Origin of the sequence: Brevibacterium epidermidis NBRC 14811, assembly GCF_001570805.1 — a bacterium.
Classification (GTDB): Bacteria; Actinomycetota; Actinomycetes; order Actinomycetales; family Brevibacteriaceae; genus Brevibacterium; species Brevibacterium epidermidis.
On sequence record NZ_BCSJ01000013.1, the window covers coordinates 254,882 to 280,199 of the forward strand.

Here is a 25,318-nt window from a genome sequence, read left to right on the forward strand (position 1 = left end):
GGGCGTCGTCATGAAGAGTTCAGCCGGCTACACGTGGAGTGCCGACGGTGTCCAGACACTGCAGGCGGGATTCTGCCGAACCCCGACCCGGTTCAGGACGACAGAGCGGTCAGGCGTGACAGGCAACGCATGTACTTCTTCTTGTAACCGCCGGCCAGGGACTCCTCCGTGAAGACCTTGTCGAGGGCCGCGCCGGAGTTGATGATATGCACGTTGCGGTCGTAGAGCCGGTCGACGAGAGCGACGAATCGCAGTGCCACACTCTCGTTGTCGATGGTGCGCACGTTCTCCCACACTGCCGCATCGACGCCGTCGACCATCCGCCCATAGCGTGAGGGGTGGACGGTGGACAGATGGTGCAGCAGCTCGGAGAAGTCGTCACGGGCGACGACCCCCTCGAGCTGACTCGCGGCGGCGTCGAGTTCGGATTCCGGCAGCGGATCCGCCGGAGCTGTGATCTCACGGGCACGGTAGTCCTTGCCGTCGATGCGGTAGACCTCGAACTGGTCGGCCAGTGCCTGAATCTCGCGCAGGAAGTCCTGTGCGGCGAAACGCCCCTCCCCCAGAGACCCGGGCAGAGTGTTCGACGTCGCGATGATCTTCACTCCGGCATCGGTGAGTTCACGCATCAGCCGGGACATGAGCACGGTGTCGCCGGGATCGTCGAGTTCGAACTCGTCGACGCAGACGAGCTTCATCTTCGACAGGTCATCCCGCGCTCGAGCGAAACCCAGGGCTCCGACGAGGTTCGTGTATTCGACGAAGGTGCCGAAGGTCGCCGGCTTCTCATTGGCATGCCAGGCTGAGGCCAGCAGGTGGGTCTTGCCGACACCGTACCCGCCGTCGAGGTAGACGCCTTTGGCGCTGGACTTGCCCTTCGAGAACAGCTTGCCGAGGAATCCTTGGCTCGTGGAGCGTTGGGTGAATTCCCGCAGCTTGTTCCGTGCCTCTTCCTGCGAGGGTTCGGCAGGGTCGGTGCGGTAGCTGTCGAAGGACACGTCCTCGAACTGCGGCGGCGGCACGAGACCTTCGATGAGCTCTTCGGGGGCAACCTGTGGGGATCGGTCGCTCAGTGCGACCAGAGTCTGCTCGGCATTCACTCGGCCTAGTCTAAGGCAGGCTCGAGTGCCGGGTTCAACTCGAGCCCCGCAGGGTGATACCGGTCACGCAGCGCCAGCAGGGGCGCAGAACGCTGACGCTCAGTTGTTGAAATCGAAGCCGAGGCGGCCGAGCTGCTTCGGATCGCGCTGCCAGTCCTTGGCCACCTTCACGTGCAGGTCGAGGTAAACCTTCGTGCCGAGGAGTCGTTCGATGCCCTGCCGGGATTCCGAGCCGATGGCCTTGAGGCGGCTGCCGCCCTTGCCGATGATGATGGCCTTCTGGCTGGGACGTTCGACGTAGAGATTGACGTGGACGTTCCACAGCGGGTTGTCCTCGCTGCGTCCTTCACGCGGGTACATCTCCTCGACCTGCACGGCCAGCGAGTGGGGCAGTTCGTCTCGCACTCCTTCGAGGGCGGCTTCACGGACGAGCTCGGCGATCATCTTCTCTTCCGGCTCATCCGTGAGGTCGCCGTCGGGGTAGAGCGGGGGTGATTTCGGCAGATGCGCCGCAAGTACGGAATCGACGGTGTCGACTTGGAAGTCCTCGACTGCGGAGACAGGGACGACATCGGCGAAGTCGGCGAGTTCGCCGACGGCCATCAGCGCTTCGGCGACTTTAGCCTTGGGTACTCGGTCGACCTTCGTCACGAGAGCCACGATCGGGGTGCGTCCGTCCAGCAGCGACAGCTGGGAGGCGATGTACCTGTCTCCAGGGCCGATCGGCTCATCGGCGGGCAGGCAGAAGCCGATGACGTCGACTTCCCCGAGGGTGGAGGCCACTAGATCGTTGAGCCGTGACCCGAGCAGGGTGCGCGGTTTGTGCAGCCCGGGGGTGTCGATGAGGATGAGCTGGTGGTCGTCCTTGTGGACGATTCCGCGGATCGTGTGCCGCGTCGTCTGTGGCTTGGCCGAGGTGATCGCGACCTTCTCCCCCACGAGGGCGTTCGTCAGCGTCGATTTGCCCGTATTGGGTCGACCTACGAAGCAGGCGAAGCCGGCCCGATAGTCCTCGGGGTAGTCTGTGCGAAATTCCATCTCAGTCCTCTTCCTTCGTCCCCGAGCCATCGGCTGCGACGGTCTGCGCTTCGTCTCTGTTGTCCTCGTGGGTGCGGGTGACCCGCACGTGGGTGATCCTGTGGCGGCGGCCCTGCCCCTCCATGGCTTCGATCTCGAGGCCTTCGATCTCAGCGTGCGAACCGTCGATGGGCACCCGATCGATGAGTTTCGAGAGCAGTCCGCCGACGCTGTTGACGTCGTCTTCGTCGATTCTGACATCGAAGTATTCGGCGAAGTCGGAGATCGACATGCGGGTGCTGATGATGAACGATCCGTCGTCGGCGGCGACGAGTTCGTCATCGCCGTTGTCGTATTCGTCTTCGATCTCGCCGACGATCTCTTCGACGATGTCCTCGATGGTCACAAGCCCGGCGGTGCCTCCGTATTCGTCGACGAGGATCGCCAGATGCGTCGAGTCCAGCTGCATCTGCCGCAGCAGATCGTCGGCCGGCTTCGTCTCCGGGACGAACAGGACGGAACGGGCCAGGTTGCCGACGGGGCGGTCGCCCTCCTCGGGGTGGAGGTAGAGGCGGCGTGCGACGTCCTTGAGGTAAGCAACGCCGCGGACGTCGTCGAGATCCTCCCCGCAGACGGGGATGCGGGAGAAGCCGGAACGGAAGAACAGGCTCATCGCCTTCTGCAGGCTGACCTCCGCGTCGACGGTCACGAGGTCGGTGCGCGGCACCATGACTTCGTTCGCCGAGGTGTCCGAGAGGTTGAACACCGACTGGATCATCTCGCGTTCGCCGTCTTCGATGATGTCGGATTCGCTGGCGCGTTCGACGAGGTCGCGCAGCTGCTCGGAGGTCACGAACGGACCATCCTTGTACACCTTGTCCGGCGTGAGCAGATTGCCGAGCACGACGAGGATGCGCGTCAGCGGTTTGAGCGCGACGAGCACGATGCGCACGACCCAGCTGAGGTTGAGGCTCACGGCCAGGGAACGGCGTTTGCCGATCGTGCGCGGGGAGACGCCGGCGATGATGAATACCGCCACCGAGGCGGTGAGCACCGTGAGGAACACCATGAGCGGGCCCACGGAGTAGTAGGAGTCGTAGGCCAGGGCGATGAAGACCGTGGCGAGTGCTTCGAGGAAGTTGCGGACGAAGATGATGACGTTGATGTTCGTCGGCAGGTCCGCGAGGATCCTCTCCACGCGCACTGCCGCCCGCTTGCCGTCCTCCTTCGCCTCCTCGACCGCATGGTGGGAGACGTTGAGCAGCGCGGCATCCACAGCAGAGAGAGTGGCCGCGATGATGAGGCACAGTGCCGCACCGAGGAAGAACATGAACACGATCAGTCCTCGGTGGGTGTGGGAATGTCGGTGCGACCGTCGTAGCGGGCCGCGAAGAAGGTCAGCAGCAGGTGCCGTTGGAGGGCGAACATCTCTTCGCGCTCTTCGGGCTCACCGTGGTCGTAGCCGAGCAGGTGGAGGAATCCGTGGACGGTGAGCAGCAGGATCTCGTCCATCGTCGAATGGCCGGCCGCTCCGGCCTGGGCTTCGGCGACTTCGGGGCAGATGATGATATCGCCCATCTGGCCTTCGGTCGGGCTGTCCGGCTCCCCTTGGTGGAGCTGATCCATGGGAAAGGACATGACGTCGGTCGGACCTTCGAGGTCCATCCAGGTGACGTGGAGTTCGGACATGGCCGCTGAATCGACCATGGTCACGGCCAGCTCCGCACCGGGGTGCATATGGAGGGCTTCGCCTAAGTATTCGGTCAGGGCCACGACTTCGTCGAGGTCCACCTCGGCGTCGGTCTCGTTGAGGATCTCAGTGTTCATTCGGCACTCCCCCACAGGTCGTAGGCTTCGACGATCTTCGTCACCAGCGAATGCCGGACGACGTCCTTGCTGCCCAGTTCGCAGAACTGCAGGTCATCGATTCCGTCGAGGATGTCGCGGACGACCTTGAGCCCGCTGCGGGTCTTGCCCGGCAGGTCGACCTGGGAGATGTCGCCCGTGACGACCATGCGCGATCCGAAGCCGAGGCGGGTGAGGAACATCTTCATCTGCTCGGCAGTCGTGTTCTGGGCTTCGTCGAGGATGATGAAGGCATCGTTGAGGGTCCGCCCGCGCATATACGCCAACGGAGCGACCTCGATCGTGCCGGTCTCGATGAGCAGCGGGATCGACTCGGGGTCGACCATATCGTGAAGCGCGTCGTACAGCGGGCGCACATACGGGTCGATCTTGTCGTTCAGCGTGCCCGGCAGGTAGCCCAGGGATTCTCCGGCTTCGACGGCCGGCCGGGTGAGGATGATCCGCGAGACCTCTTTGTGCTGCAGCGCATTGACGGCCATGGCCATCGCCAGGTACGTCTTGCCGGTTCCGGCCGGGCCGATGCCGAAGGTGATCGTGTGGTTGCGGATGGCCTTGACGTAGTCGTGCTGGCCCATCGTCTTCGGACGGATCGACTTTCCCCTGGTGGAGAGGATGTTCGTACCCAGCACCGCCGAGGCGGCCGCTCCTTCGGAGGAGAACGTCGTGACCCGGTCGATCGTCTCTTCGTTGATCCGATGGCCGGCCGTGTGGAGCTTCTTGAGTTCCCCGATGACGCTGACGAACGATTCAACGCGCTTGGGATCGCCGGTGACCTGGACCTGGTTCGCCCGGACGTGGATGTCGAGGTCGTCGAAGGTCTTCTCCAGAGCGCGCAGGTTCGACTCTCCGGGGCCGAAGAAGGCGACGAGGTCGATGGAGTCGGGGATGACCAGTCGCACGGTGTCGCGTTCGGCACCGCGCGGGTCCGTCACGGCATCGTTGCCTGCGGCACCGTCACCGGCTGCGGCGGTGTCCGAGTCTGTGGGGTTCATGGGGTTCGTGTTCGGTGGGGTGATGTCCAGAATGTTCCTTTGCAAGTGAGCGCACCGTCTCCGGCAGCGCCTGAGTGTGCTTCCATCCTAGTCCGATGCCTCACCAACGGCCCAATGAATTCTGGGCCATGACGAGGCCTGCCGATCCGGCCGATGACGAGCGCAGGATCGTCGGTCCCAGCAGCACGGGAGTCGCCCCGCGGCCGGTCAGCGCGTCGAGTTCGCCGTCGCTGATGCCGCCTTCGGGTCCGACGACGAAGACGATGCGTTCCGGAAGCCGCGAGGATCCGTCCGCGGTCAGGTCGGCCAGTGCTTCGGAAAGTCTGCGCTCGGCGGTCTCGTGGAGGACGAAGACCGCATCCGTCTCGTCGAATGATTTGGCTAAAGCAACCCCGCGGACGAGTTCATGCAGCACCGGAACCCGTGAGCGCCGGGCTTGGAGGGAGGCCGCACCGAGGAGGTTCTCCCATTTCGCAGCCATCTTCTCCCGCTTCTTCGCCGGCCAGTCGGCGATCGAGCGTTCGGCGGCCCAGGGAATGACTTCGTCGACGCCGATCTCCGTGGCCGTTTCGATGGCCTGCAGGTCCCGGTCGCCCTTGGCAAGGGCTTGGACGAGCACAAGGCGTGGGCCTGTGTGCTCCTCGTTCGTCACCGCAGTGACGTCGATCGTCAGTTCGGTCGCCGAGGCGGCCGTGACGGTTCCGCGCACACGCGTGCCGTCGCCGTCGACGATCTCGATCTCCTCACCGGGCCCGATCCGACGCACCCGCACCGCGTGCCCGGCCACGTCCTCACCGAGGGTGAGGGCGGACCCGACGACCGCCTCGGCGGCGGTGGCGGAGCGGAAGACGGGAAGACTCACCGACCGGCGAACCTCTCACGCATGCGGGAGAACATTCCGCGGTTCTCGGTCGAGATCTGGGCGCGCGGTGTCTCTTCTCCGCGCAGTTCGGCGAGCTTCTCGAGCAGTTCGCGCTGCTCGTCGTCGAGTTTGTCCGGGGTGAGGACGTCGACGGTGATGAGCAGGTCGCCGCGGGTCTCCGAGCGCAGGCGGGTGGCGCCGAGTCCGGAGAGCTTGACCACGGTGCCGGACTGGGTGCCGGCGGCGATGTTGAGGTCCTGGGTGCCGTCGAAGGTCTCGAACGGGATAGTCGCGCCCAGGGTTGCGGCGGTCATCGGCACGGAGACCGCTGCTCGGAGGTTGTCGCCGTCGCGCTGGAAGACTTCGTGGCGGGCGACCATGACCTCGACGAAGAGGTCACCGGCGGGTCCGCCACCGGGGCCGACCTCACCCTGGCTGCTCAGCTGGATGCGAGTGCCGTCGGAGACACCGGCGGGGATGCGGATCTTCATGGTCCGCTGTTTGCGCACGCGTCCGTCGCCCTGGCAGTTGAGGCAGGGGTTCGGGATGACGGTGCCGAAGCCGTGGCAGGAGTTGCAGGTCTGGTTCGTGACCATCTGGCCCAGCAGGGTCCGTGTCATGCGCTGGACGCTGCCGGCTCCGTGGCACAGCGAGCAGGTCTCGATCTTGGTGCCCTCCTGCGTACCTGCACCGGAGCAGGTGTCGCAGACGACCGCCGTGGTCACGTCGAGGTCGACGGTGCCGCCGAAGGCAGCGGTCTTCAGGTCGATGTTGACGCCGACGAGGGCGTCCTTGCCGCGCTGTGTGCGCGGGATCGGGCCGCCGGCCTGGCCGCCGCCACCGCCGAAGAAGGTCTCGAAGATGTCGCCGAATCCGCCGAAGCCGCCGCCGGCCGGGAAGCCCTGGCCGTTCTCGCCGCCGCCCATGTCGTAGTTGCGGCGTTTCTCCGGATCGGAGAGCACATCGTAGGCCAGTGAGATGGCTTTGAATTCGTCTTCGTGACCGGGATTGACGTCCGGGTGGTACTTGCGTGCCAGCTTCCGGTACGACGACTTGATCTCAGCCGCGGAAGCATCTTTGGACACTCCGAGTGTTTCATAGTGATCGGCCACAGAAACTTCTCTCTCCCTGACGTAGTGGTCTTCTCTGTTCGTGGTGGTAGCTGCGCTGCTGCGCGGTGTTCACCGGTGGTGCAGTGTCCGGTTGCGGGTGGCCCCGGTCGTCTTCACTGAGCCGCCCTACCCTCGGTCGAGGATCGAGGACACGTATTTGGCGACGGCGCGGACTGCCGAAATCGTCGTCGGATAGTCCATGCGGGTCGGGCCGAGCACTGCCAGTCTGGCCGACGAACCCGTGTCATGACCATATTCGGCGGCGACGACGGAAGTCGAACTGAATGATTCGTGAGTATTCTCACGCCCGATGCGCACGCTGATCCCCTCATGGTCTTCGGCCATCGAGGTGAGCAGCTTGAGCAGAACCACCTGTTCCTCGAAGGCTTCGAGGATCGGGGCCATCTTCTCTCCGAATTCGCTGCCGGAGCGGGCGAGGTTCGCGGTCCCGGCCATGATGATGCGCTCTTCGCGTGTGGCGGCGACGAGGTCGACGACGGCGGCTCTCACCTGTGTCAGACCGGAGTCGTCACGCACCGCCGGCTCGCTGGGTTCGGTGGCGGCCGCCTCGGTGGTGGGACTCGATCCGAAGATCTGTGCGAGGGTGCGCCCTGCGAATTCGGCGTTGATCTGGTCGCGCAGTCCGCGGACGGAGTCCTCGTCGAGCGGGGTCGGGGTGATGACGGACTTCTGTTCGACCTGACCGGCGTCTGTGATGAGGACGACGAGGATCCGGCCGGGGCCGAGGCCGACAACCTCGATGTGTTTGATGCGCGCTCGGGACACCGTCGGGTACTGGATGAGTGCGACCTGCCGGGTGAGGCCGGAGAGGACGCGGACGGTGCGGTCGAGCATCTCGTCGAGTTCGACGCCGCCGTCGATGAGTTGGAAGATCGCGCGTCGCTCGGCGGTGGTCAGCGGTTTGAACTCGTCGATGCGGTCGACGAACATCCGGTAGCCGAGGTCGGTGGGGATCCGGCCGGCCGAGGTGTGGGGTTGGGCGATGTAGCCCTCTTGTTCCAGCTGGGCCATATCGTTGCGGATCGTGGCCGGAGAGACTCCGAGGGTGTGGCGCTGGACGATCGCCTTCGATCCCACGGGTTCGTTGGTGGCGACGAAGTCCTCGACGATGGCGCGCAGCACCTGTGCTCGTCTGCTGTCGTTCATCGCGGGTCTCCTCTCCGTCTGCCGGGGCCGGTCCGTCTCGCTGGTCCGGCCGTGGTCACCGTGCCTGCGTTTGGCACTCTTTGAGTCTGAGTGCCAATTCTACGCTTCTCGATCCCGGAATTCATTTCTGGGGTGGTCTGCGGGTCTGCGCGTTTGTGGGTCAGTCCTTGATTATGGTGGGTGCCCGTGAATGCTTTTGATCGTTATGGCCCCGATGTGCTCTCCGGTTCCTCACCGTCGTCGCACCGTCCGAAGAAGTCCCGCCAGGTCGAGCTCGGCCTGGGCATGGTTCTCGAGGATGCGATGAGCGGCTATGTCGGTGCCGTCGTCGGCGCGGAGAAGACCACGGCCGGTGTCGTCGTCAAGCTCGAGGACCGCGTCGGCAAGGTGCGCGTCTTTCCACTGGGGCCGGGTTTCCTCCTCGAGGGACAGCCCGTCGATGTGCAGCTGCCGAAGAAGAAGCCTCAGCAGCCCGGACGGACGGCTTCGGGCTCTCGCGCCGTGGTCGGTGCGAAAGCCCGGGTGGCGCGCGGGTCGCGGATCTGGGTCGAGGGCAAACACGATGCCGAACTCGTCGAGAAGATCTGGGGCGATGATCTGCGCATCGAAGGCGTCGTCGTCGAACCCCTGGGCGGTCTCGATGATGTCGCCGACAAGCTCGAGGCCTTCGGTCCGGATCGGGAGCATCGAGTCGGTGTCCTCGCCGACCATCTGGTGAATGGGACGAAGGAATCGAAGATCGCCGAGGCGGTCCGCGCCGATCCGCGCTACCGCGACGTTGTCCACATCATCGGTCACCCCTACGTCGATATCTGGCAGGCCGTGAAACCCCACGTCGTCGGCATCCGCGAGTGGCCGGTCGTCCCCCGCGGTGAGGACTGGAAGACGGGAATCCTCCGTCGCATCGGGTGGCCGCATGCCGACCATCGGGATGTCGCTCGCGGGTGGGTGCGCATCCTCGGGAAGGTCAGCACCATCGCCGATGTCGAACCGACGCTGTCGGGTCGGGTCGAGGAGCTCATCGACTTCGTCACCGTCGGCTGAGGTCCTCCGATGGATATGAGCGGCCCGCGTGTGCCGAAACTGTCACAGGAGTGAGGCTTTCCCGACATCGCCGGGACACGTCGCTCGGCTAGGGTGAATGGCAAGAGTATTCGAAAGGATCCCCATGTCGTTCAACCCCGAACAGCCCGGCAGTCGACCGATGCCGCCGAACTATTCTCAGGCCTCCGGCTCGCAACAGCCCTACGCGCCACAGAATCAGCAGTACTCTCAGCCGCAGACGCATACCGGTCAGCCCGGGTACGGTGCCCAGCCGGGGTACGGCTCTCAGCAGGCCTATGGCGCCCAGCCGAACTCCGGTTACGGCGGGCAGCCCGGCTTTGGTGGTCAGCCGGGATTTGGCGGTCAGCCAGGTTTCGGTATGCCGCAGATGCACAACCCTGCGATGTTCGACTCCCAGTCCCTGCCCGAGCACGCCTACGGACCCGGCTCCGAGCAGTTCTGGATGGCGCACGAACCAGACCGGACCACGGCCCTGTGGACCCACCTCGGCGCGATCATCTTCGGCTTCATGCCTCTCATCATGTTCCTTGTGAAGAAGGACGAGTCGCCCTTCGTCCGCGAGCATTCCCGTCAGGGGCTCAATGCGATGATCACGAACACGATCGTCACGTTTGCGGCCTTCTTCGTCTTCGGCATCCTCGGTTTCATGCTGGCATTGGTGACCTTCGGCCTCGGCATGTTCCTCATGTATGCCGCTCTGATCGTCCCGCTCGTCTACGTCGTCATCTACATCATCGCGGCCGTCGCAGCCAACAGGGGCGAGGGCTACAAATTCCCGCTCACCATCAACTTCGTGAAGTGAACTTTCCCCGTCACCCCCGCGCACTCTGAGTTAGTGTGGAGTGATCGCAAACTCTGAAGGGACTCTCATGTCGGACAACCCGCAGCAGCCGAACAACGGACAGTCGCAGCCGATGCCCCCGAACTATTCACCGCAGTCGGGCTCACAGCAGCCGTACACTCAGCAGCCTCCGCAGGGTTCACAGCCCCAGCAGGGCAGCCAGCCCCAGTACGGCTCTCAGCCGCAGAACCCTCAGCAGGGTTCGCAGCCGGGATACGGCTCTCAGCAACAGCCCGGCTATGGTTCGCAGCAGCAGAATCCAGCCTACGGGTCTCAACAGCAGAACCCTCAGCATGGTTCCCAGCCCGGACATGGCTCGCAGCAGGCCTATGGAAGTCAGCCCGGTTATGGTTCTCAGCAGCCTTACGGCGGTCCGCAGGGATATGGAATGAATTCGTCCGGTAATCCCGGATCATTCAATTCCCAGGCACTGCCTCCTCAGGCTTATGGTCCCGGTTCGGCCGGGTTCTGGCAGCCGTCGCCGTCAGATCGCTCCACTTCGACGTGGACACAGGTCGGTGCGATCTTCACCGCGTGGATCGTTCCGCTCATCATCTTCCTTGTGAAGAAGGATGAGTCGCCCTTCGTCCGCGAACAGGCTCGTCAGTCGCTGAACTTCCAGCTCACCCTCATCATCGCCTATATCGTCGCCGACATCCTCGCTCTCATCACCTTCGGCATCGGCGGCATCCTCTTCTTGGTCATCTGGGTCGTTGCTCTCGTGTTCATGATCATGGCCGCAGTCGCTGCCAATAAGGGCGAGGTGTACAAGGTTCCCATGAGCATCCAGTTCATCAAGTGATTCGGCAGGAGTGATCTCGGCTGCGGCCGGTGTCACCACCTCAGAATCAGTCAGCGCCGCCGGGCCGCTCCCGCATTTCGGGAGCGGCCCGGTTTCGTCTCTGCTGTGCGAACCATGCCGAAGAGTCTGGGAGGAACGCGAACACCACGCTCAGAGTGCCCAGCAGGAGGAATCCGCCGATGAGCAGCGGGCTCAGCGGTGTGATGACGAGGAATCCCAGTGCCAGACACACGAGCGCCACCCACCGTGCGCGCCCCGTGCCGACGAGCATCCTCCAGGCATATGTGGAAAAACCGATCATCACGACCACTCCGGCCACCACACCGACGAAGAGGATGACATTTGCGAGGAACGCGGTGACGTCGCCGGCAGCCGAGACACCTGCTGCCTCGGTCGAGTCGCCGATCCCGTGCAGGGCCCTTCCGAGCACCCGCAGGACACGTCCACCGGTGAATGCCGCAATGGTGAGAGCGAGCAGAACGAAGAGCGGCGCCACGGCGCCGAGAACAGCCGCTACGACGACTTTCCACGGACGACGCGAAACAGACGGTTCAGCGGCGGGCAGCACTGGTGCTCTCCCGGCGATCATCGCCTCACGTGCAGCGGCCGCGGCAGCGAATCTCTGCTCATTCGGCGCACGATAACCCGGCTGAGATCCATACCGTGAGACTTGTTGCCAGTGCTCTCGGTACCCATCACGATCTGGGGAAGTCATCGACGTCGCCCCTTCCGCATCTGCACCAACAGCACCACTCACCTTGACACTATCGGTGTGGTGCCGCGTGGGGAAGACCCGTGCTGAAAGTCTGCTCAGACGAATTCGGTGAGGATGCGCACCATATAGTCGGCCATAAGGCGTCCCGGCAGGGTCGGCTGGAACCAGCCGGCCTCCGCACCATCGGCGTCGAGCAGTCCCTGCTTGATGAACGTCTTGATCGCCTGCTGGCTGCCCGGAGCCAGAGAGTCCAGACGCAGCTCCCTGTCGATCCTGGCCGCGAGCATGATCCGTTCGATCTCCCGGGTCTGGTCGTCGAGGACCTCGCGGCCGATCGACGGGGACTCCCCTGCCAGCAGACGGTCGGCCCAGGCGCGCGGGTGTTTGGCGTTCCAGAAACGCACTCCCCCGACGTGAGAATGGGCGCCGGGTCCGAAGCCCCACCAGTCGGCATTGCGCCAATAGGCCATATTGTGCTCACAACGCGTTTCGGGGCTGGTCGACCAGTTGCTCACTTCGTACCAGTGCATTCCCGCAGCGGAGATCGCTGCATCGGCGATCTCGTACTTGTCAGCCAGGTCGTCCTCATCGGGCATCGGCAGTTCGCCGCGGCGAACCATGGCGCCCATCTTCGTTCCCGGCTCGACGATGAGGGAATACGCCGAGATATGGTCGACCTCGTTGGACAGGGCCACGTCGAGGGAACGTCGCCAGTCGTCGATCGACTCACCCGGGGTGCCATAGATGAGGTCGAGGCTGAGCTCGAGGCCGGCGTCCTTAACCCAGCGAGCCACCTCGGGGATCTTCTCCGGATCGTGGGTGCGATCCAAGGTCGCCAGCACATGCGGCACAGCCGACTGCATGCCCATGGAGATGCGGTTGAAACCGGCACCGGCGAGAGTCGCGATGTACTCAGGGTCCAAGGTGTCGGGGTTGGCTTCGGTGGTGACTTCGACGTTCTCGGCCAAAGGGAATCGTGCACGGATATCGTCCATCACCCCGGCAAGCACGTCCGCGGCAAGCAGTGTCGGGGTTCCTCCGCCGAAGAAGATCGTCGAGACCTCACGATCGCCCGCTCCCGCCTCGGCGAGGGTGGACACGGACAGATCGAGCTCACGAGCGAGATTGCCGCGGTAGTCCTCGCGGGACGCGCCCGGGCCGAGGTCGTCGGCGGTGTAGGTGTTGAAGTCGCAGTAGCCGCAGCGGACCCGGCAGTACGGGACGTGGACGTAAAGGCTCAGCCCCCGCTCGGCGGCGCCGATTCCTGCCGATGTCGGCAGGGAACCGTCGCGTGGAGGGACCTCGCCGGTCGGTTGTGCGGGCACTTACTTCTTGCTGTCCTTCGACTCCGGCTCGTCGGAGGACAGGGCCGCGATGAACGCTTCCTGCGGAACTTCGACGCTGCCGACCATCTTCATCCGCTTCTTGCCTTCCTTCTGCTTCTCGAGCAGTTTGCGCTTACGGCTGATGTCGCCGCCGTAGCACTTCGACAGGACGTCCTTGCGGATGGCGCGGATGGTCTCACGGGCGATGATGCGCGAGCCGATGGCCGCCTGGATGGGCACCTCGAACTGCTGGCGTGGGATGAGCTTGCGCAGCTTCCCGGCCATGGCCACACCATAGGAGTAGGCGTTGTCGCGGTGGACGATCGCGGAGAACGCATCGACCTGGTCGCCGTGCAGCAGGATGTCGACCTTGACGAGGTCGGAGGCGTCCTGGCCGTCATCGGAGTAGTCGAGGGAGGCGTAGCCCTTGGTCCGGGACTTCAGCTGGTCGAAGAAGTCGAAGACGATCTCGGCCAGCGGGAGTCGGTAACGGATCTCCACACGGTCCGAGGACAGGTAATCCATGCCCTGGAGTTTGCCGCGGCGATCCTGGCACAGTTCCATGACCGCACCGATGTAATCGCTCGGTGTGAGGATGGTCGCCTGAACCATCGGTTCGCGGACTTCCTTGATCTTGCCCGTCGGGTACTCGCTCGGGTTCGTCACCACGGACTCCGAACCGTCTTCCATGGTCACGTCGTAGATCACGGACGGAGCGGTGGAGATGAGGTGGAGGTCGAATTCGCGTTCTAACCGGTCGCGCAGGACCTCGAGGTGGAGGAGTCCGAGGAATCCGCAGCGGAAGCCGAAGCCCAGAGCCGTCGAGGTCTCCGGTTCGTAGGCCAGGGAGGCGTCGTTGAGTTTGAGTTTGTCGAGGGCGTCGCGCAGCACCGGGTAGTCGGAGCCGTCGATCGGGAATAGCCCGGAGAAGACCATCGGTTTCGGTTCGCGGTAGCCGCCGAGTGCCTCGTCGGCCGGTTTGGCTGCGGCAGTGACGGTGTCGCCGACCTTCGACAGGCGCACATCCTTGACACCGGTGATGAGGTAGCCGACCTCGCCGACGCCCAGGCCCTTCGTCGCCTTGGGTTCGGGCATTGAGGCGCCGATCTCCAGCAGCTCATGAGTGGTGCCGGTCGACATCATCTCGATCTTCTCGCGCGGCGAGAGCGAACCGTCGATGACGCGGACATAGGTGACCACACCGCGGTAGGTGTCGTAGACGGAGTCGAAGATCATCGCGCGTGCCGGTGCGTCGGCGTCGCCGACGGGTGCGGGGATATCGGTGATGATCCGGTCAAGGACCTCTTCGACGCCTTCTCCGGTCTTGCCGGACACGAGCAGGCAATCCTCGGGTTCGCAGCCGATGAGGTTCGCGAGCTCTTCCGCGTACTTCTCCGGCTGTGCGGCCGGCAGGTCGATCTTGTTGAGCACGGGAATGATCGTCAGATCGTTCTCCATGGCCAGGTACAAGTTGGCGAGCGTCTGGGCTTCGATGCCCTGAGCGGAGTCGACGAGCAGCAGAGCGCCCTCACAGGCGGCCAGCGACCGCGAGACCTCATAGCTGAAGTCGACGTGGCCCGGGGTATCGATCATGTTGAGCGCGTACGGCGTCTCTTCGTGTTCCCATGGCATGCGCACGGCCTGGGATTTGATGGTGATTCCGCGTTCGCGTTCGATGTCCATCCGGTCGAGGTACTGGGCCCGCATATCGCGGTTCTCGACGACGCCGGTCATCTGGAGCATGCGGTCGGCAAGGGTCGATTTGCCGTGGTCGATATGAGCGATGATGCAGAAATTGCGAATCAGCTCGGGTGAGGTGGCAGACGGTGAGATCCGCTTTGCAGCTTCCTTATTCACCTGAGGTGACATGAACGCCCTTCCTTTGACAGACCAGGTCCCCAGACAGACCGGATCTCCCATTGTTTCATGACTTGCGCGCGGACTTGGAATCCACGGGCGTGGGCGCCTCGATCCTGTGTGTCCGTCGCGATTCGTCCGCGCCGAACCGTGCGAATCGGGGAAGATATCGGAGAAGATGGAGTCATGAGCGAATTCCGGGTCATGAGCTTCAACCTCCGCTATCCCGCCATGGACGGTCACCCGGTGGCCGAGCGGCTGCCGATCGCCGCCGAGCTCATCCGGCGTGCCCATCCCCACCTCATCGGCACCCAGGAGGGCGAGCTCGACCAGCTCGAGACGCTCATCAGTCTGCTGCCCGAGGAGTACATCTGGCTCGGCGAGGGGCACTCCGGCGGCAATTCGGGCGAGTTCACTGCCGTGATCCTCGATTCGACGCGCTTCGAGGTCGAAGCCGTGGACATCAGTTGGCTGTCCGAACAGCCCGACACCGTGGCCTCGGAATCGTGGGGAGTCTCCCACGCACGCACCCTGACGACGGTCGATGTCCGCGACCTCACCTCCGATCGACAGTTGCGCGTGCTCAACACCCACCTCGATCACAAATCCGAGCGTGCTCGTCTCGAATCGGGTCAGATCATGGCAGACACCATCGCCGAGGCGGCCCATCCCTGCGTAGTCACCGGTGATTTCAATGTCGCCACCGGATCCCCGGTCTACGACTTCTTCTGCACCGAGCTCGGACTCACCGACACCGGAGCCGAAGTTCCCGGAGAGAACATCGGCACTTTCCACCGGTACAAAGGACCGAAGGAGGGTGAGCCGCGGATCGACTGGATCCTCACCACCCCGGGCCTGCGCACGGTGTCTACCCGCATCGACACGTTCGAGGTCGACGGAAAGTACCCGTCCGACCATTTCCCCATCGAGGCGGTCCTCGACTTCACCTGACCGTGTCGGTTCGACATCGGCAGCGGCCCATCGGGTGCACTGTGCGAACGGTGCGCTGTTCTTCGCGGTCTGTGGCGGTCGACTCGTTTAGGCTGGACGTATGAATTGGAAATCACTGGTCAATCGGGCCGCGAGAATCGGAGTCCGTGAGGGGCTGCGCTACCTGCGTCAGTCGCAGTCGAAGAAGAACTCCGGGGGCTCATCGCAGCCCACGGATGCCCGCCGGCAGGATTCTGCACGGTCGGGCGGTGGGGGCACCGCCTCGGCGGGTTCTGCTGATCGTGCCACAGGCGGCCAGGGCGGCTCAGGCAGTCAGAGCGGATCGGGGTTGTATCCCGGTGATTTCACGGGGTCGCTCAAGGTCAGCTACTCCCCCGATCTCGACGGTGATGCCGATCCCGGCGAAGTCGTCTGGGGATGGGTGCCGTTCGAGGAGGACTACTCGCAGGGCAAGGACCGGCCGTCCCTCGTCGTCGGCCGTGACGGCAAGTGGGTGCTCGCGCTCATGCTCACCAGCAAGGATCACATTCCCGGCGGCGTCGGCGAGGTCCGGGAGGACCGGCACGCCAAGTGGATGAACATCGGCAGCGGGGACTGGGATTCGCAAGGACGACCGTCTGAGCTCCGCCTCGATCGGATCATTCGCCTCGATCCCGATTCGATCCGCAGGGAAGGTGCGATCATGCCGCGTGACGTGTTCGATCGAGTGGCGAAGCACATCTCCGGCTGAGACGTTACTGGTTCTCCCCTGACCGGCCGGGCCGAGCCCTTGTGCGCACTGCGTCACAGGGCCGCGCAGGGATTTCCAGCCCGTGACTCGAGGCTGTATCATAGGTGATTGTGTCTTCATCAAGGCGTGTGTCTCGCCGAGGTCGGGTGAAGATGCCGTCGGATTCGATGTCGTCGATGTGTTTCCCCGCGGAGATGATCATGTCGGTTCGATGCGCCCTCACGACCATGTACCACTAACACGAAAGAGTGTTGAAATTGGCTAATATCAAGTCCCAGATCAAGCGGAACAAGACCAACGAGAAGGCTCGTCAGCGCAACAAGGCTGTCCGGTCCGAGGTTCGGTCCTACGTCCGCGTCGTTCGCGAGAACATTGCTGCCGGCAACAAGGACGAGGCACAGCAGGCTTATGCTGTGGCCGCCCGCAAGCTCGACAAGGCTGTTTCGAAGGGTGTTCTGCACAAGAACAACGCTGCGAACCGCAAGTCGCGCCTGGCCACGCAGATCAACGCTCTCTGAGCAGACGACTGAGGCTATAGCTTCACGGGGCTCGATCCGAAAGGATCGGGCCCCGTACTTTTCCCTTATTGCTACCTGACGGCGGCGTCGGCTTCAGCCGCGGCGATGAGTGACTGGCCCAACGCCACCTCGTTCCACCGCCGCACTTCCCGGCGGGCTCGGTCGACCTGCCACGGTGCCATCTTCAGCTCAGAGGCGAGCTCACCGCTGGTGCCGGAGAAGCCCTGCACCTTCGCCATTCCGCGCAGCTTCATCGCCACTGCCGCCACGAGCGGGACCGGATCGGATCCGGTCGACAGCGCATGCCTGAGCAGACTGAGCGCGTTCTTCGCGTCTCCGGCCACTGCCGCATCGGCGACCTTGAAGCCGGTGGCCTCGACCCGGCCGCCGTAGTACTGGTCGACGACCTCGGCGGTGATCGTGCCTTCGGTGTCTTCGATGAGTTGGTCGACCCCGGCATTGAGTTCCGCGAGGTCCGAGCCCAGCGCCGACATGAGTGCGGCCATTCCCGCTTCGTCGATCCGCCGCTTCGCGGTCTTGAAGCGAGTTTGTGCGAACTTCGCCCGATCGCTTTCGTTCTTCAGCACCGCCGCATCGATGCGCGGGAAGCCGGCGGCGTCGAGCTTCTTGATGAGCTTCGCTCCCCGATTGCCTCCGGCGTGCAGCAGCACCACCACGGCGTCATCGTTCGGTGCGTCCAGGTAGGCAAGAGCGTCGTTGAGGAAGTCCTCCGAGCATTTTTCGACGGCGTCGACGACGATGAGCTTTGATGAGGAGAACAGGGACGGTGAAGCCGCCATGGCCAGTTCACCGCCCTGGTATCCGGCAGCGTCGAATTCGATCTCTTCGGGGTCCTGCTTCCGTGCGGCCGAGACGATGCGGTCCTTGGCCATGCGCACGAGCACCGATTCACCACCGGAGATCATGACGACAGGGGCGGGTTTCGCCGAGCTCCACGGGATCAGGGTCTTCTTCACTGCCATGGACCCCAGCTTATCGTGGACGCCCGACACGACAGTCACGGCCGGCACTGCCGCTCGGCACCTGCGAGTTCACCCTTTGTCTTCGGGACAGCTGTGGCCGGTGCTGAAGCGGTTGCCCGCGTAGAGCGCGACCGAACCGCAGTGGTCGGTGCGCAGCACGGGCACTGGGCCGAAGGACCGCAGCGATTTCTCACTCGGATGCCCGTAGTTGTTCTCCCCCACCGAGATGACGCCGAGGCCAGGCGCCGCGGCGGCGAAGAACTCGGGAGCCAGGTCTGAGGAACCGTGGTGCGGTGCGACGAGGACATCGACCGGTTGCACCTGCTGTGCGAGCAGATACTGCTCCTCGGCTCCGACGTCGCCAGGCAGCAGAGTGCTCAACCCCTTCTGGTCGACCCGCGCCACAAGGGAGTCTTCGTTGCGCAGTTCTTCGTCCTCGGCGGCAAGGACCGAACGCAGCGGCGGCCACAGCACCTCCACGCTGGCCGACTCGAAGTTGAGCGTCTGCCCGCGGTGGGTGGGGACCGCCTCGACGCCGGTATCAGCGATCACGCGCCGTGCTTCCGGCGAGTCCGCGACATTCGCGGAGACGAACAGACGGTCGATCTTCCGCCCCCACGTGGTGCCCGCATATCCGGCGAAGTGGTCGGCGTCGAAATGCGAGATGAACAGGTCGAATTCCTCGATCCCGGATTCGTCGAGGCAGGTGTCGATGGGTTTCGGCTCACGTCCCGTATCGACGACGAGACCCCGACCGTCACCGAGGTTGATCACTGCGCCCGACCCCTGACCGACATCGCAGACGAGTACGAGCCAGTCCGCGGCCGGCGGCTTCGCCCTGACCGTGACGATGACGGCGGCAGTGAGCAGACAGCACAGGACAAGGACAGGCAGACCCCAGAGCCGCCGACGCACGAGCATCCATGTTCCGACCACGGCCAGTAAGAGAAGCCCGAGTGCCAGCAGCGTTCCGACCGGCGGCACCGGCCAGTCGAGGGCCGCCCCGGGCAGTGCGGCGCAGACTCGGGCGACGATGACGATCCACCAAGCCGGGAACGACCCGCACCAGGACAGCAGGGCCGAGGCGAAGTCGGCTCCGGGCAGTCCGGTCGTCGCGATGCCGGTGAACACGAGGCTGAGGAAGCCTGCCACCGTCGCCGGCATGACGGCAGGTGCGGCCAAGGCGTTGGCCGCCACCGACCACAAGCCGATCCGCGGATCGATCGCCACAAGCACCGGAGTACACGCGAGTTGGGCGACGAAGGGCACGATGAGTGCGGTGACGAGTACCGTGGGCGCCAGCGGCAGGTGCACGGCGAGACGGCGCAGAAGGATCGGGACGACGAACATGATCGCGGCCGTGGAAACCACGGACAGGACGAACCCCACCGAGGTGGCCAGCACTGGCACGAACGCGAGAAGCAGGCTCGCCGTCGAGCACATGACCGCGACCGGAGAGATTCCGCCGCCGCGCAGGAACACGATTGCCGCTGCGATCGCCATTCCGGCGGCTCGGATGGCGCTGGGTTCGAATCCGACGATGAAGACGTAGCCGAGGCAGGTGAGCACGCCGATGCTCACGCGCAGTCGTGGTCCGGCTCGGCAGGCACCGGCGAGCAGTCCGGCTCCGAGGCTGACGATCGTGACGTTGCTGCCCGACACGGCCGAGACGTGTGTGAGGGAGACGACTCGCATGTCGTCGACCATCCGGTCATCCTGTGGTGAGGTGTCGCCGACGACGAGACCGGGCAGAAGTCGGCCGCCGTCATTGCCGGCAGCGAGTGAGTCAACGCGCAGTTCGGTGCGCAGCGTCTCTCGCCACTGCCACAGTCCGTTCGGCTGTTCGAGCACGTCGGGTTCTGCCTTGGTGGAGCGGATGTCGTCGAGGCGCTTCGTGCGCATCCGCACTTTCGTTCCGTCCGCAACGGTTTCGGGGCTGAGCACGTGGATGAACCCGGTTGGTGTGAGCAGCGTCAGTCGCGTCCAGCCGGACGCTCCGGGTTCGCTGTGGCCGACGACGAGCCCTGTGGTTTCGGCTTCTGCCTCCGGTCCGTGGGCGGCGGCGAGGGCGGTGATCTGGATCGTCAGCAGACAGGTGAAGACGAGGACACCGACACCGAGGTGGTGGTGCCGTCTCAGGACCACGATCCCGACGAGTCCGAGTACGGGAATGCCGAACAGCGTCCACGGCTCCGGTGACAGGAGTGCACTTGTCCAAAGGCCTGCCGCACAGCACAGGAGACGCACGGAGCCCGGCCACAGCGCCGCCCGTTCCCGCACCCAAACGACCGCGGAACTGCACTTCCGTCGCAGGACGGTGCCCCTCTGCTCCCACGACTGCTGCGCGGACCGTCGCTTTCGCGACCGCGAGTGCGGTGATGAGCGGTCCGGGTCAGCCGACGGTGACAAGGTCTTTGAGGCTTTCGAAGGTCTTCGGTCCGATGCCTTTGACGAGCAGCAGATCTTCGACGCTGGCGAACGGCTGTTGGCTGCGGTGGCTGATGATCGCCTCGGCGGTGACAGGTCCGACTCCGGGCAGGGTCTCCAAGGTGGTGGCATCGGCGGTGTTGAGATCGACTTTTCCGGCCGACCCGGGTTCCGCACCGTTTGCCCCGGCTGATGCGTCGGCGGTTCCCGCAGAACTGCCACCGGCCCCTCCTGCCGCTGCTCCCCCAGCTCCGCCCGCCCCAGAACCATCAGACCCGGTCCCGTTCTGACCGGTCCCGTCCGTCCCAGCTCCAGCGACATCTCCTGCTGGTTCTTCTCCCTCCTTCGGGATGTGGATCTGCTCACCATCGGCGAGCACACGCGCCAGATTCACGGCCTCGCTGTCAGCTCCCGCGCTCAGTCCGCCTGCGGCTTCGACGGCGTCTTGGACCCGCGCGCCCGCTTTCAGTGTGACCACGGAGGGTTCTTTCACAGCTCCGGTGATGTGGACGATCACTGTCCCGTTCGAATTCGCTGCCTTCGCCGAGGCGGCTCCCTCCTTTCCGTCGGCTGTTCCCGCCGCGCCGTCGCCCGTTTCTGCCCCGCTTTCAGTCCCAGCCGGCGACTGACCGGCGCCTGCGCCCTGCTCGGCCACGGGATCGCCGCCGTCCGGTGATTGCTGCGGCGCGGGTCGGAAGAGGAAGAAGGCGAGCACGAGGATTCCGACCGTGGCGATGCCGACAGCTACCAGAACGGGCAGCCGCACACGACGGGGCTCGACGGGTTCCTCGTCACCGGCGGTATCGGCGGTATAGACATCGCCGGGCACCCAACCGCCGCGCTCGGCACTGGCGCCCAGGAGGCCGGCGAATCGATCATCCGGAGACACAGCCATGGTCCGACGTTAGGCACCGCAAACAGTTGGCTGCCAGAGCAGAGACTGGGCCTGTGGAAAGGACGTCTGCGTCCACAGGGCTGAGGAGCTCAAGTCACTTGAGTGTCCCCAGGCTGGAGTGGGTGAGTCAGGGTTTCGTCTGCACGGTCACACCGACCGTGCCGGGACCCACATGGGCGGTGATGATCGTCGACAGCGTCCTGAATGAGGGCTCATATCCGAGTTCGCGCAGCCGTGTGCTCAGCAGTTCGGCATCGGCTGTGTCCATCTCCCCTTCGGCGTTCTGCAGCTCGACGTGCACGGTGTCCTCGGGCTCGGCCACCTCGGCGGCGGCCTGAGTGACAAGAGTGACGATCTTCTCCAACGCTTTGGTCCGGGTGCGCACCCGGGCGAGCGGAACGACGATTCCGGCGTTGAGGCCGAGCACGGGAACGATCTGCAGGGCCCGGCCCAGCAACGATGATGCGGCACCGATCCGGCCGCCTCGGCGCAGGTATTCGAGGCTTCCCGGGGCGAATACGGAACGGGTCTCTGCCGCGCACCAGTCAGCGATGGTTCCGGCGATCGATTCGGTGTCGAGTCCCTGCTGGATCCCGGCCACGGCCACAGACAGTGCCCCGGCCAATCCCGCCGAGGTGGTCCTCGAGTCGACGACATCGACGAGGATGTCCTCGGCTTCGGCAGCGGTGACCGCGGAATCGCGGGTGCCGGAGAGTTCGCCGGACATCGTCACGACGATGATGGCTTCGGCTCCGTCCTCGCGCAACCTGGCATAGGCTTCGGAGAACTGGGCCGGGGTGGCCATAGAAGTGGTAACCTCGGTGCCGTCGGTCATCTTCGCGCACAGGTGCTCGGCATCGACTTCACCGTCGGCGAAGGCGACTCCGCCGATGAGCACTGTCAGCGGCACCACAGCGAAGAGGCCGCCGGTGGCCCCTTTCAGCTCTTCGCGTTCGTCAGCGGAGAGCTGTGCCGTGGAGTCGGTGACCAGCCCGATTCTCATGGACGGCCCAGAGCTCGGTAGGTCCAGCCCGCTGCCCGCCACAATTCGGGAGTGAGCACATTGCGGCCGTCGACGAGCACCTTCCCGCGCACGAGTTCAGCGGTGGCTGCCGGGTCGAGATCGCGGTATTCGCGCCATTCTGTCAGCAGCAGCACGGCTTCGGCCCCGCTGATCGCCTCGGCGGTGTCGGCGACGTAGTTGAGCTCGGGGAACGACTTCTTTGCGTTGTCGATCGCCTGCGGATCGGTGACGGTGACCAGACCGCCCTGCGTGGCGATGAGCCGAGCCACGGCCAGAGCCGGGGAGTCACGGACGTCGTCGCTGTCGGGTTTGAATGCGGCACCGAGGACGGTGATCTTCTTGCCGATGAACGATCCGCCCAGGGCGTCGCGCGCGATGTCGACCATGCGCACTCGCCGACGCATGTTGATCGAGTCGATCTCCTTGAGGAAGGCCACTGCCTGATCGGCGCCGAGCTCTCCGGCCCGGGCCATGAACGCACGGATGTCCTTGGGCAGGCAGCCGCCGCCGAAGCCGAGTCCGGCGTTGAGGAATTTGCGGCCGATCCGGTCATCCATGCCGATGGCATCGGCGAGCTGGGTGACATCGGCGCCCGAGGCCTCGCAGAGTTCGGCCATGGCATTGATGAACGAGATCTTCGTGGCCAGGAACGAATTCGCCGCCGTCTTGACCAGCTCGGCAGTCGCGAAGTCCGTGATCATCCGCGGAGTGTCTTCGGCGAGGATCGAGGCGTACACCTCGTCGAGGGTCGCAGCCGCCGCCTGCCCGGGTTCGCCATCGGCGACACCGTAGACCAGACGATTCGGGTGGAGAGTGTCTTCGACCGCATGGCCTTCACGCAGGAACTCCGGGTTCCACATCATTGCGGCCCCGGTGTCGGCGATGACTCCGGCCAGACGCTCGGCGGTGCCCACCGGAACGGTCGACTTTCCCACAACCACTGACGCCGCAGTCAGGTGCGGGTGCAGCGATTCCACGGCCGCATCGACATAGGTGACATCGGCGGCGAACTCCCCGGGCTTCTGCGGAGTGCCCACGCACACGAAGTGCACTGTGGCGTCAGCGGCGCGGGAGACGTCGGTGGTGAATTCGAGCTTTCCGCGCTCCTGAGCCTTCACGAGGAGTTCACTCAGTCCCGGTTCGAAGAAGGGCGGTCGGCCCGAAGTCAGTGCCTCGACCTTCTCGGTATCGACGTCTACTCCCGTGACCTCATGGCCCAGTGACGCCATGGCCGCCGCATGAACCGCGCCCAGATATCCGCAACCGATGACTGAAATCTTCAAACCGAGCTCTCCTGGGAATAGGCATGCGTTTTCGACCACACTATATGCCACCCGGTTGCACGATATGTGGAGGTTGAAACAGTAGGCTTGGAATTGTGAAGCGTTTCCTTGATTTCCTCACCAACTCACCGGCCGCCGTGACGTTTGCCGTGCTCACCGTGCTCGGCATCGTGGCCTTCGCCATCCCCGGGCTGCACTCCGCAGCCTGGATCATCGGGCTCGTGCTGTGCCTCGGCGTGATCGCCGCACTGCTGATGTTCCACGGCGAATGGCGACGTGCCCAGCAGCAGATCGACGCACTGCGACAGCAGCTCAGCGTCGAACGCGGCCGGATGGACACTGTCGGACTCACCCCGGTGGAGGACACGGTCGAGCTGCTTCCCGATGAGCGTCGCGCCCGCCGCATCCTCGAACTCATCCCGGACTCGTCGGGCCTCATCCAGTCGCTGCGTCTCGACGCTACCTTCGCCACCGTCGCCGTCGACGAGCTCGAACCGCTCACCACCTTCTGTGCCGAGTTCAAGAAGGCCAGCTTCGACAACCCGCGCTCGCACACGGCGTTCATGAACCTCTATCGGGCCGCTGAGGGACTGTCGATCTGGGTGAAGGAGGAGACTCGGACCTCCCCCGACGATTCCGGTGTCCGTGAAATCCGTCCCGGCGATGCCCGCAAGGACGGCTGGCGCGGCTACACCGAAGCCCAGAGCCGCGGCGAACGCCTCAGCGACGACTTCGTCTCCTCCCGGTGGGAGTTCAATCAGACGGCACTCGAACTCGGACTCGTCACGGGCACCCCGCCGTTCAACGACTGAGTCGAATCACCCTGAGAATTCAAGAAGCGCCCCGGTCGTTCGACGACCGGGGCGCTTCTTCATCAGCGGCTGAACCCGAAATGACAGTCCCTGTGCGGGGAGGACAGGATCCTGGTCAGTGCCGGATCCACCAGGTGTCCGTCGGAGCCACAGGGGTGCGACGTTTGTGTTCCGACCGGCGGTACTTCTCGATGAGCGCCGAGGCGGCTGCGGGCTCGATCTCCTTCCCCTCGAGGAAGTCATCGATCTGGTCGTAGGTCAGACCCAGCGACGATTCGTCCGTCTGGCCGGGTTCGTCATCGAGCAGGTCCGCGGTCGGAACCTTGACGATGAGATGTTCGGGAGCACCGAGGTGGCGCAGCAGTTCCCGTCCCTGCCTTTTGTTCAGACCCGCCAGGGGAACGACGTCGGCCGCACCGTCACCGAACTTCGTGAAGAACCCGGTGACCGCCTCGGCGGCATGATCGGTGCCGACGACGAGAGCTTTCTTCTCCCCCGCGAGTTCGAACTGGGCGATCATCCGCATCCGGGCCTTGACGTTGCCCTTGCCGAAGTCGGTGATCGGGCTTCCAGCGGCCTTCTCGTACTCGTCGGCCGCCGCATCCGTGGCGGCACCGATGTTGATCGCCAGCTCATGATCGGCGCCGATGAAGGACAGCGCGTCCTGGGCGTCCGACTCATCGGTCTGCACATGATGGGGCAGGCGCACGGCCCAGAACTCGGCCTCGGCACCGCGGCGGCGCAGATCCTCAACGGCCAGCTGGCAGAGCCTGCCGGCCAGAGTGGAGTCCTGTCCGCCGCTGATGCCGAGCACGAGGCCTTTGACACCGGTGGTGAGCACATAGTCGACGAGGAATTCGACCCGTCGGACCACCTCGGTGGCGGGGTCGATCTGTGGCCGCACGCCGAGGGCGTGTCGGATCTCGTCCTGAACTCTGTCGTTCGTCATGCACTCACCAGTCGTAGTCGAGGGG

At 64.6% G+C, this 25,318-nt stretch carries 24 protein-coding genes; 7 read left to right on the plus strand and 17 right to left on the minus strand.

The window, feature by feature from the left end:
• Positions 1 to 92: 92 nt before the first annotated feature.
• From zapE to hrcA, 8 genes are all read right to left on the minus strand, one after another.
• Positions 93 to 1,100 carry a cell division protein ZapE gene (gene zapE / locus BEP01S_RS10295; protein WP_062242818.1) on the minus strand — a complete coding sequence of 336 codons (1,008 nt, stop codon included), beginning with the start codon at positions 1,098 to 1,100 and terminating at the stop codon, positions 93 to 95.
• A gap of 99 nt (positions 1,101 to 1,199) precedes the next feature.
• Positions 1,200 to 2,138, minus strand: coding sequence for a GTPase Era (era, locus tag BEP01S_RS10300; RefSeq protein ID WP_062242820.1), 939 nt, complete (start codon positions 2,136 to 2,138; stop codon positions 1,200 to 1,202).
• Between the two features lies 1 nt (position 2,139).
• On the minus strand, positions 2,140 to 3,447 hold the full coding sequence (locus BEP01S_RS10305) for a hemolysin family protein (protein ID WP_082018814.1): 1,308 nt from the start codon (positions 3,445 to 3,447) through the stop codon (positions 2,140 to 2,142).
• Positions 3,448 to 3,455: 8 nt separating this feature from the next.
• A complete protein-coding gene (gene ybeY, locus BEP01S_RS10310) occupies positions 3,456 to 3,944 on the minus strand; it encodes an rRNA maturation RNase YbeY (protein ID WP_062242825.1) in 489 nt (162 codons plus the stop codon).
• Positions 3,941 to 4,975 (minus strand): PhoH family protein, encoded by a 1,035-nt coding sequence (locus tag BEP01S_RS10315; RefSeq protein ID WP_083532652.1) that lies wholly within the window; start codon positions 4,973 to 4,975, stop codon positions 3,941 to 3,943. Before BEP01S_RS10315 ends, ybeY begins: the two co-directional genes overlap by 4 nt.
• A 100-nt stretch (positions 4,976 to 5,075) precedes the next feature.
• Positions 5,076 to 5,837 carry a 16S rRNA (uracil(1498)-N(3))-methyltransferase gene (locus tag BEP01S_RS10320; RefSeq protein ID WP_062242827.1) on the minus strand — a complete coding sequence of 254 codons (762 nt, stop codon included), beginning with the start codon at positions 5,835 to 5,837 and terminating at the stop codon, positions 5,076 to 5,078.
• Positions 5,834 to 6,949 (minus strand): molecular chaperone DnaJ, encoded by a 1,116-nt coding sequence (dnaJ, locus tag BEP01S_RS10325; RefSeq protein ID WP_062242830.1) that lies wholly within the window; start codon positions 6,947 to 6,949, stop codon positions 5,834 to 5,836. Before dnaJ ends, BEP01S_RS10320 begins: the two co-directional genes overlap by 4 nt.
• A gap of 126 nt (positions 6,950 to 7,075) precedes the next feature.
• Positions 7,076 to 8,116 carry a heat-inducible transcriptional repressor HrcA gene (gene hrcA, locus BEP01S_RS10330; protein WP_062242833.1) on the minus strand — a complete coding sequence of 347 codons (1,041 nt, stop codon included), beginning with the start codon at positions 8,114 to 8,116 and terminating at the stop codon, positions 7,076 to 7,078.
• Positions 8,117 to 8,296: 180 nt separating this feature from the next.
• Between hrcA and BEP01S_RS10335 the strand changes: the two genes are divergently transcribed.
• The 3 genes from BEP01S_RS10335 to BEP01S_RS10345 all read left to right on the plus strand — a co-directional run bounded on the left by BEP01S_RS10335 (position 8,297) and on the right by BEP01S_RS10345 (position 10,824).
• Positions 8,297 to 9,160: a DUF3097 family protein gene (locus BEP01S_RS10335; RefSeq protein WP_083532653.1), complete on the plus strand. Its 864-nt coding sequence runs from the start codon at positions 8,297 to 8,299 to the stop codon at positions 9,158 to 9,160.
• A gap of 124 nt (positions 9,161 to 9,284) precedes the next feature.
• Positions 9,285 to 9,983, plus strand: coding sequence for a magnetosome magnetite crystal formation protein family (locus BEP01S_RS10340; RefSeq protein ID WP_062242840.1), 699 nt, complete (start codon positions 9,285 to 9,287; stop codon positions 9,981 to 9,983).
• Between the two features lie 67 nt (positions 9,984 to 10,050).
• Positions 10,051 to 10,824 (plus strand): DUF4870 domain-containing protein, encoded by a 774-nt coding sequence (locus BEP01S_RS10345; protein WP_062242842.1) that lies wholly within the window; start codon positions 10,051 to 10,053, stop codon positions 10,822 to 10,824.
• A gap of 46 nt (positions 10,825 to 10,870) precedes the next feature.
• Here the strand turns inward: BEP01S_RS10345 and BEP01S_RS10350 are convergent, their stop codons facing one another.
• From BEP01S_RS10350 to lepA, 3 genes are all read right to left on the minus strand, one after another.
• Entirely contained in the window at positions 10,871 to 11,320 is a 450-nt protein-coding gene (locus tag BEP01S_RS10350; protein ID WP_167348271.1) for a hypothetical protein, read from the minus strand.
• A gap of 314 nt (positions 11,321 to 11,634) precedes the next feature.
• Complete coding sequence (hemW, locus tag BEP01S_RS10355; RefSeq protein ID WP_062242848.1) at positions 11,635 to 12,864, minus strand: radical SAM family heme chaperone HemW; 1,230 nt, start codon at positions 12,862 to 12,864, stop codon at positions 11,635 to 11,637.
• Positions 12,865 to 14,733 carry a translation elongation factor 4 gene (lepA, locus tag BEP01S_RS10360; RefSeq protein WP_062242851.1) on the minus strand — a complete coding sequence of 623 codons (1,869 nt, stop codon included), beginning with the start codon at positions 14,731 to 14,733 and terminating at the stop codon, positions 12,865 to 12,867.
• A gap of 174 nt (positions 14,734 to 14,907) precedes the next feature.
• On the opposite strand from lepA, the gene BEP01S_RS10365 reads away from it, so the two are divergent.
• The 3 genes from BEP01S_RS10365 (at position 14,908) to rpsT (ending at position 16,920) form a co-directional block, all read left to right on the plus strand.
• The gene (locus BEP01S_RS10365; RefSeq protein ID WP_062243045.1) at positions 14,908 to 15,672 is read left to right on the plus strand and encodes an endonuclease/exonuclease/phosphatase family protein; all 765 of its coding nucleotides are present in this window, start codon (positions 14,908 to 14,910) and stop codon (positions 15,670 to 15,672) included.
• Between the two features lie 100 nt (positions 15,673 to 15,772).
• Positions 15,773 to 16,402 (plus strand): type II toxin-antitoxin system PemK/MazF family toxin, encoded by a 630-nt coding sequence (locus tag BEP01S_RS10370; RefSeq protein ID WP_062242854.1) that lies wholly within the window; start codon positions 15,773 to 15,775, stop codon positions 16,400 to 16,402.
• Positions 16,403 to 16,659: 257 nt separating this feature from the next.
• Positions 16,660 to 16,920 (plus strand): 30S ribosomal protein S20, encoded by a 261-nt coding sequence (gene rpsT, locus BEP01S_RS10375; protein WP_039207353.1) that lies wholly within the window; start codon positions 16,660 to 16,662, stop codon positions 16,918 to 16,920.
• A 71-nt stretch (positions 16,921 to 16,991) separates the two neighbouring features.
• Here rpsT and holA read toward each other — a convergent pair whose 3' ends face one another.
• From holA to BEP01S_RS10400, 5 genes are all read right to left on the minus strand, one after another.
• Positions 16,992 to 17,903, minus strand: coding sequence for a DNA polymerase III subunit delta (gene holA, locus BEP01S_RS10380; RefSeq protein ID WP_244882185.1), 912 nt, complete (start codon positions 17,901 to 17,903; stop codon positions 16,992 to 16,994).
• A 69-nt stretch (positions 17,904 to 17,972) separates the two neighbouring features.
• Positions 17,973 to 20,048, minus strand: coding sequence for a ComEC/Rec2 family competence protein (locus BEP01S_RS10385; protein WP_244882186.1), 2,076 nt, complete (start codon positions 20,046 to 20,048; stop codon positions 17,973 to 17,975).
• Positions 20,049 to 20,295: 247 nt separating this feature from the next.
• The gene (locus tag BEP01S_RS10390; protein ID WP_062242860.1) at positions 20,296 to 21,225 is read right to left on the minus strand and encodes a ComEA family DNA-binding protein; all 930 of its coding nucleotides are present in this window, start codon (positions 21,223 to 21,225) and stop codon (positions 20,296 to 20,298) included.
• A 127-nt stretch (positions 21,226 to 21,352) separates the two neighbouring features.
• A complete protein-coding gene (locus BEP01S_RS10395) occupies positions 21,353 to 22,228 on the minus strand; it encodes a DegV family protein (RefSeq protein ID WP_062242863.1) in 876 nt (291 codons plus the stop codon).
• On the minus strand, positions 22,225 to 23,532 hold the full coding sequence (locus BEP01S_RS10400; protein WP_062242866.1) for a UDP-glucose dehydrogenase family protein: 1,308 nt from the start codon (positions 23,530 to 23,532) through the stop codon (positions 22,225 to 22,227). The genes BEP01S_RS10395 and BEP01S_RS10400 overlap by 4 nt, the downstream gene beginning before the upstream one ends.
• A gap of 95 nt (positions 23,533 to 23,627) precedes the next feature.
• Here BEP01S_RS10400 and BEP01S_RS10405 point away from each other — a divergent pair, with 95 nt between their 5' ends.
• Positions 23,628 to 24,344 (plus strand): hypothetical protein, encoded by a 717-nt coding sequence (locus BEP01S_RS10405; RefSeq protein WP_039208939.1) that lies wholly within the window; start codon positions 23,628 to 23,630, stop codon positions 24,342 to 24,344.
• Between the two features lie 115 nt (positions 24,345 to 24,459).
• Here BEP01S_RS10405 and nadE read toward each other — a convergent pair whose 3' ends face one another.
• Positions 24,460 to 25,293, minus strand: coding sequence for an NAD(+) synthase (gene nadE, locus BEP01S_RS10410; protein ID WP_062242869.1), 834 nt, complete (start codon positions 25,291 to 25,293; stop codon positions 24,460 to 24,462).
• Positions 25,294 to 25,318 lie beyond the last annotated feature (25 nt).

Coding starts and splice junctions, on each gene's coding strand:
- BEP01S_RS10365 (WP_062243045.1), top strand. CDS start 14,908: ATGAGCGAATTCCGGGTCATGAGCTTCAACCTCCGCTATCCCGCCATG.
- nadE (WP_062242869.1), bottom strand. CDS start 25,293: ATGACGAACGACAGAGTTCAGGACGAGATCCGACACGCCCTCGGCGTG.
- BEP01S_RS10390 (WP_062242860.1), bottom strand. CDS start 21,225: ATGGCTGTGTCTCCGGATGATCGATTCGCCGGCCTCCTGGGCGCCAGT.
- BEP01S_RS10370 (WP_062242854.1), top strand. CDS start 15,773: ATGAATTGGAAATCACTGGTCAATCGGGCCGCGAGAATCGGAGTCCGT.
- BEP01S_RS10395 (WP_062242863.1), bottom strand. CDS start 22,228: ATGAGAATCGGGCTGGTCACCGACTCCACGGCACAGCTCTCCGCTGAC.
- lepA (WP_062242851.1), bottom strand. CDS start 14,733: ATGTCACCTCAGGTGAATAAGGAAGCTGCAAAGCGGATCTCACCGTCT.
- BEP01S_RS10345 (WP_062242842.1), top strand. CDS start 10,051: ATGTCGGACAACCCGCAGCAGCCGAACAACGGACAGTCGCAGCCGATG.
- BEP01S_RS10315 (WP_083532652.1), bottom strand. CDS start 4,975: ATGAACCCCACAGACTCGGACACCGCCGCAGCCGGTGACGGTGCCGCA.
- hrcA (WP_062242833.1), bottom strand. CDS start 8,116: ATGAACGACAGCAGACGAGCACAGGTGCTGCGCGCCATCGTCGAGGAC.
- BEP01S_RS10305 (WP_082018814.1), bottom strand. CDS start 3,447: ATGTTCTTCCTCGGTGCGGCACTGTGCCTCATCATCGCGGCCACTCTC.
- holA (WP_244882185.1), bottom strand. CDS start 17,903: ATGGCAGTGAAGAAGACCCTGATCCCGTGGAGCTCGGCGAAACCCGCC.
- ybeY (WP_062242825.1), bottom strand. CDS start 3,944: ATGAACACTGAGATCCTCAACGAGACCGACGCCGAGGTGGACCTCGAC.
- BEP01S_RS10340 (WP_062242840.1), top strand. CDS start 9,285: ATGTCGTTCAACCCCGAACAGCCCGGCAGTCGACCGATGCCGCCGAAC.
- era (WP_062242820.1), bottom strand. CDS start 2,138: ATGGAATTTCGCACAGACTACCCCGAGGACTATCGGGCCGGCTTCGCC.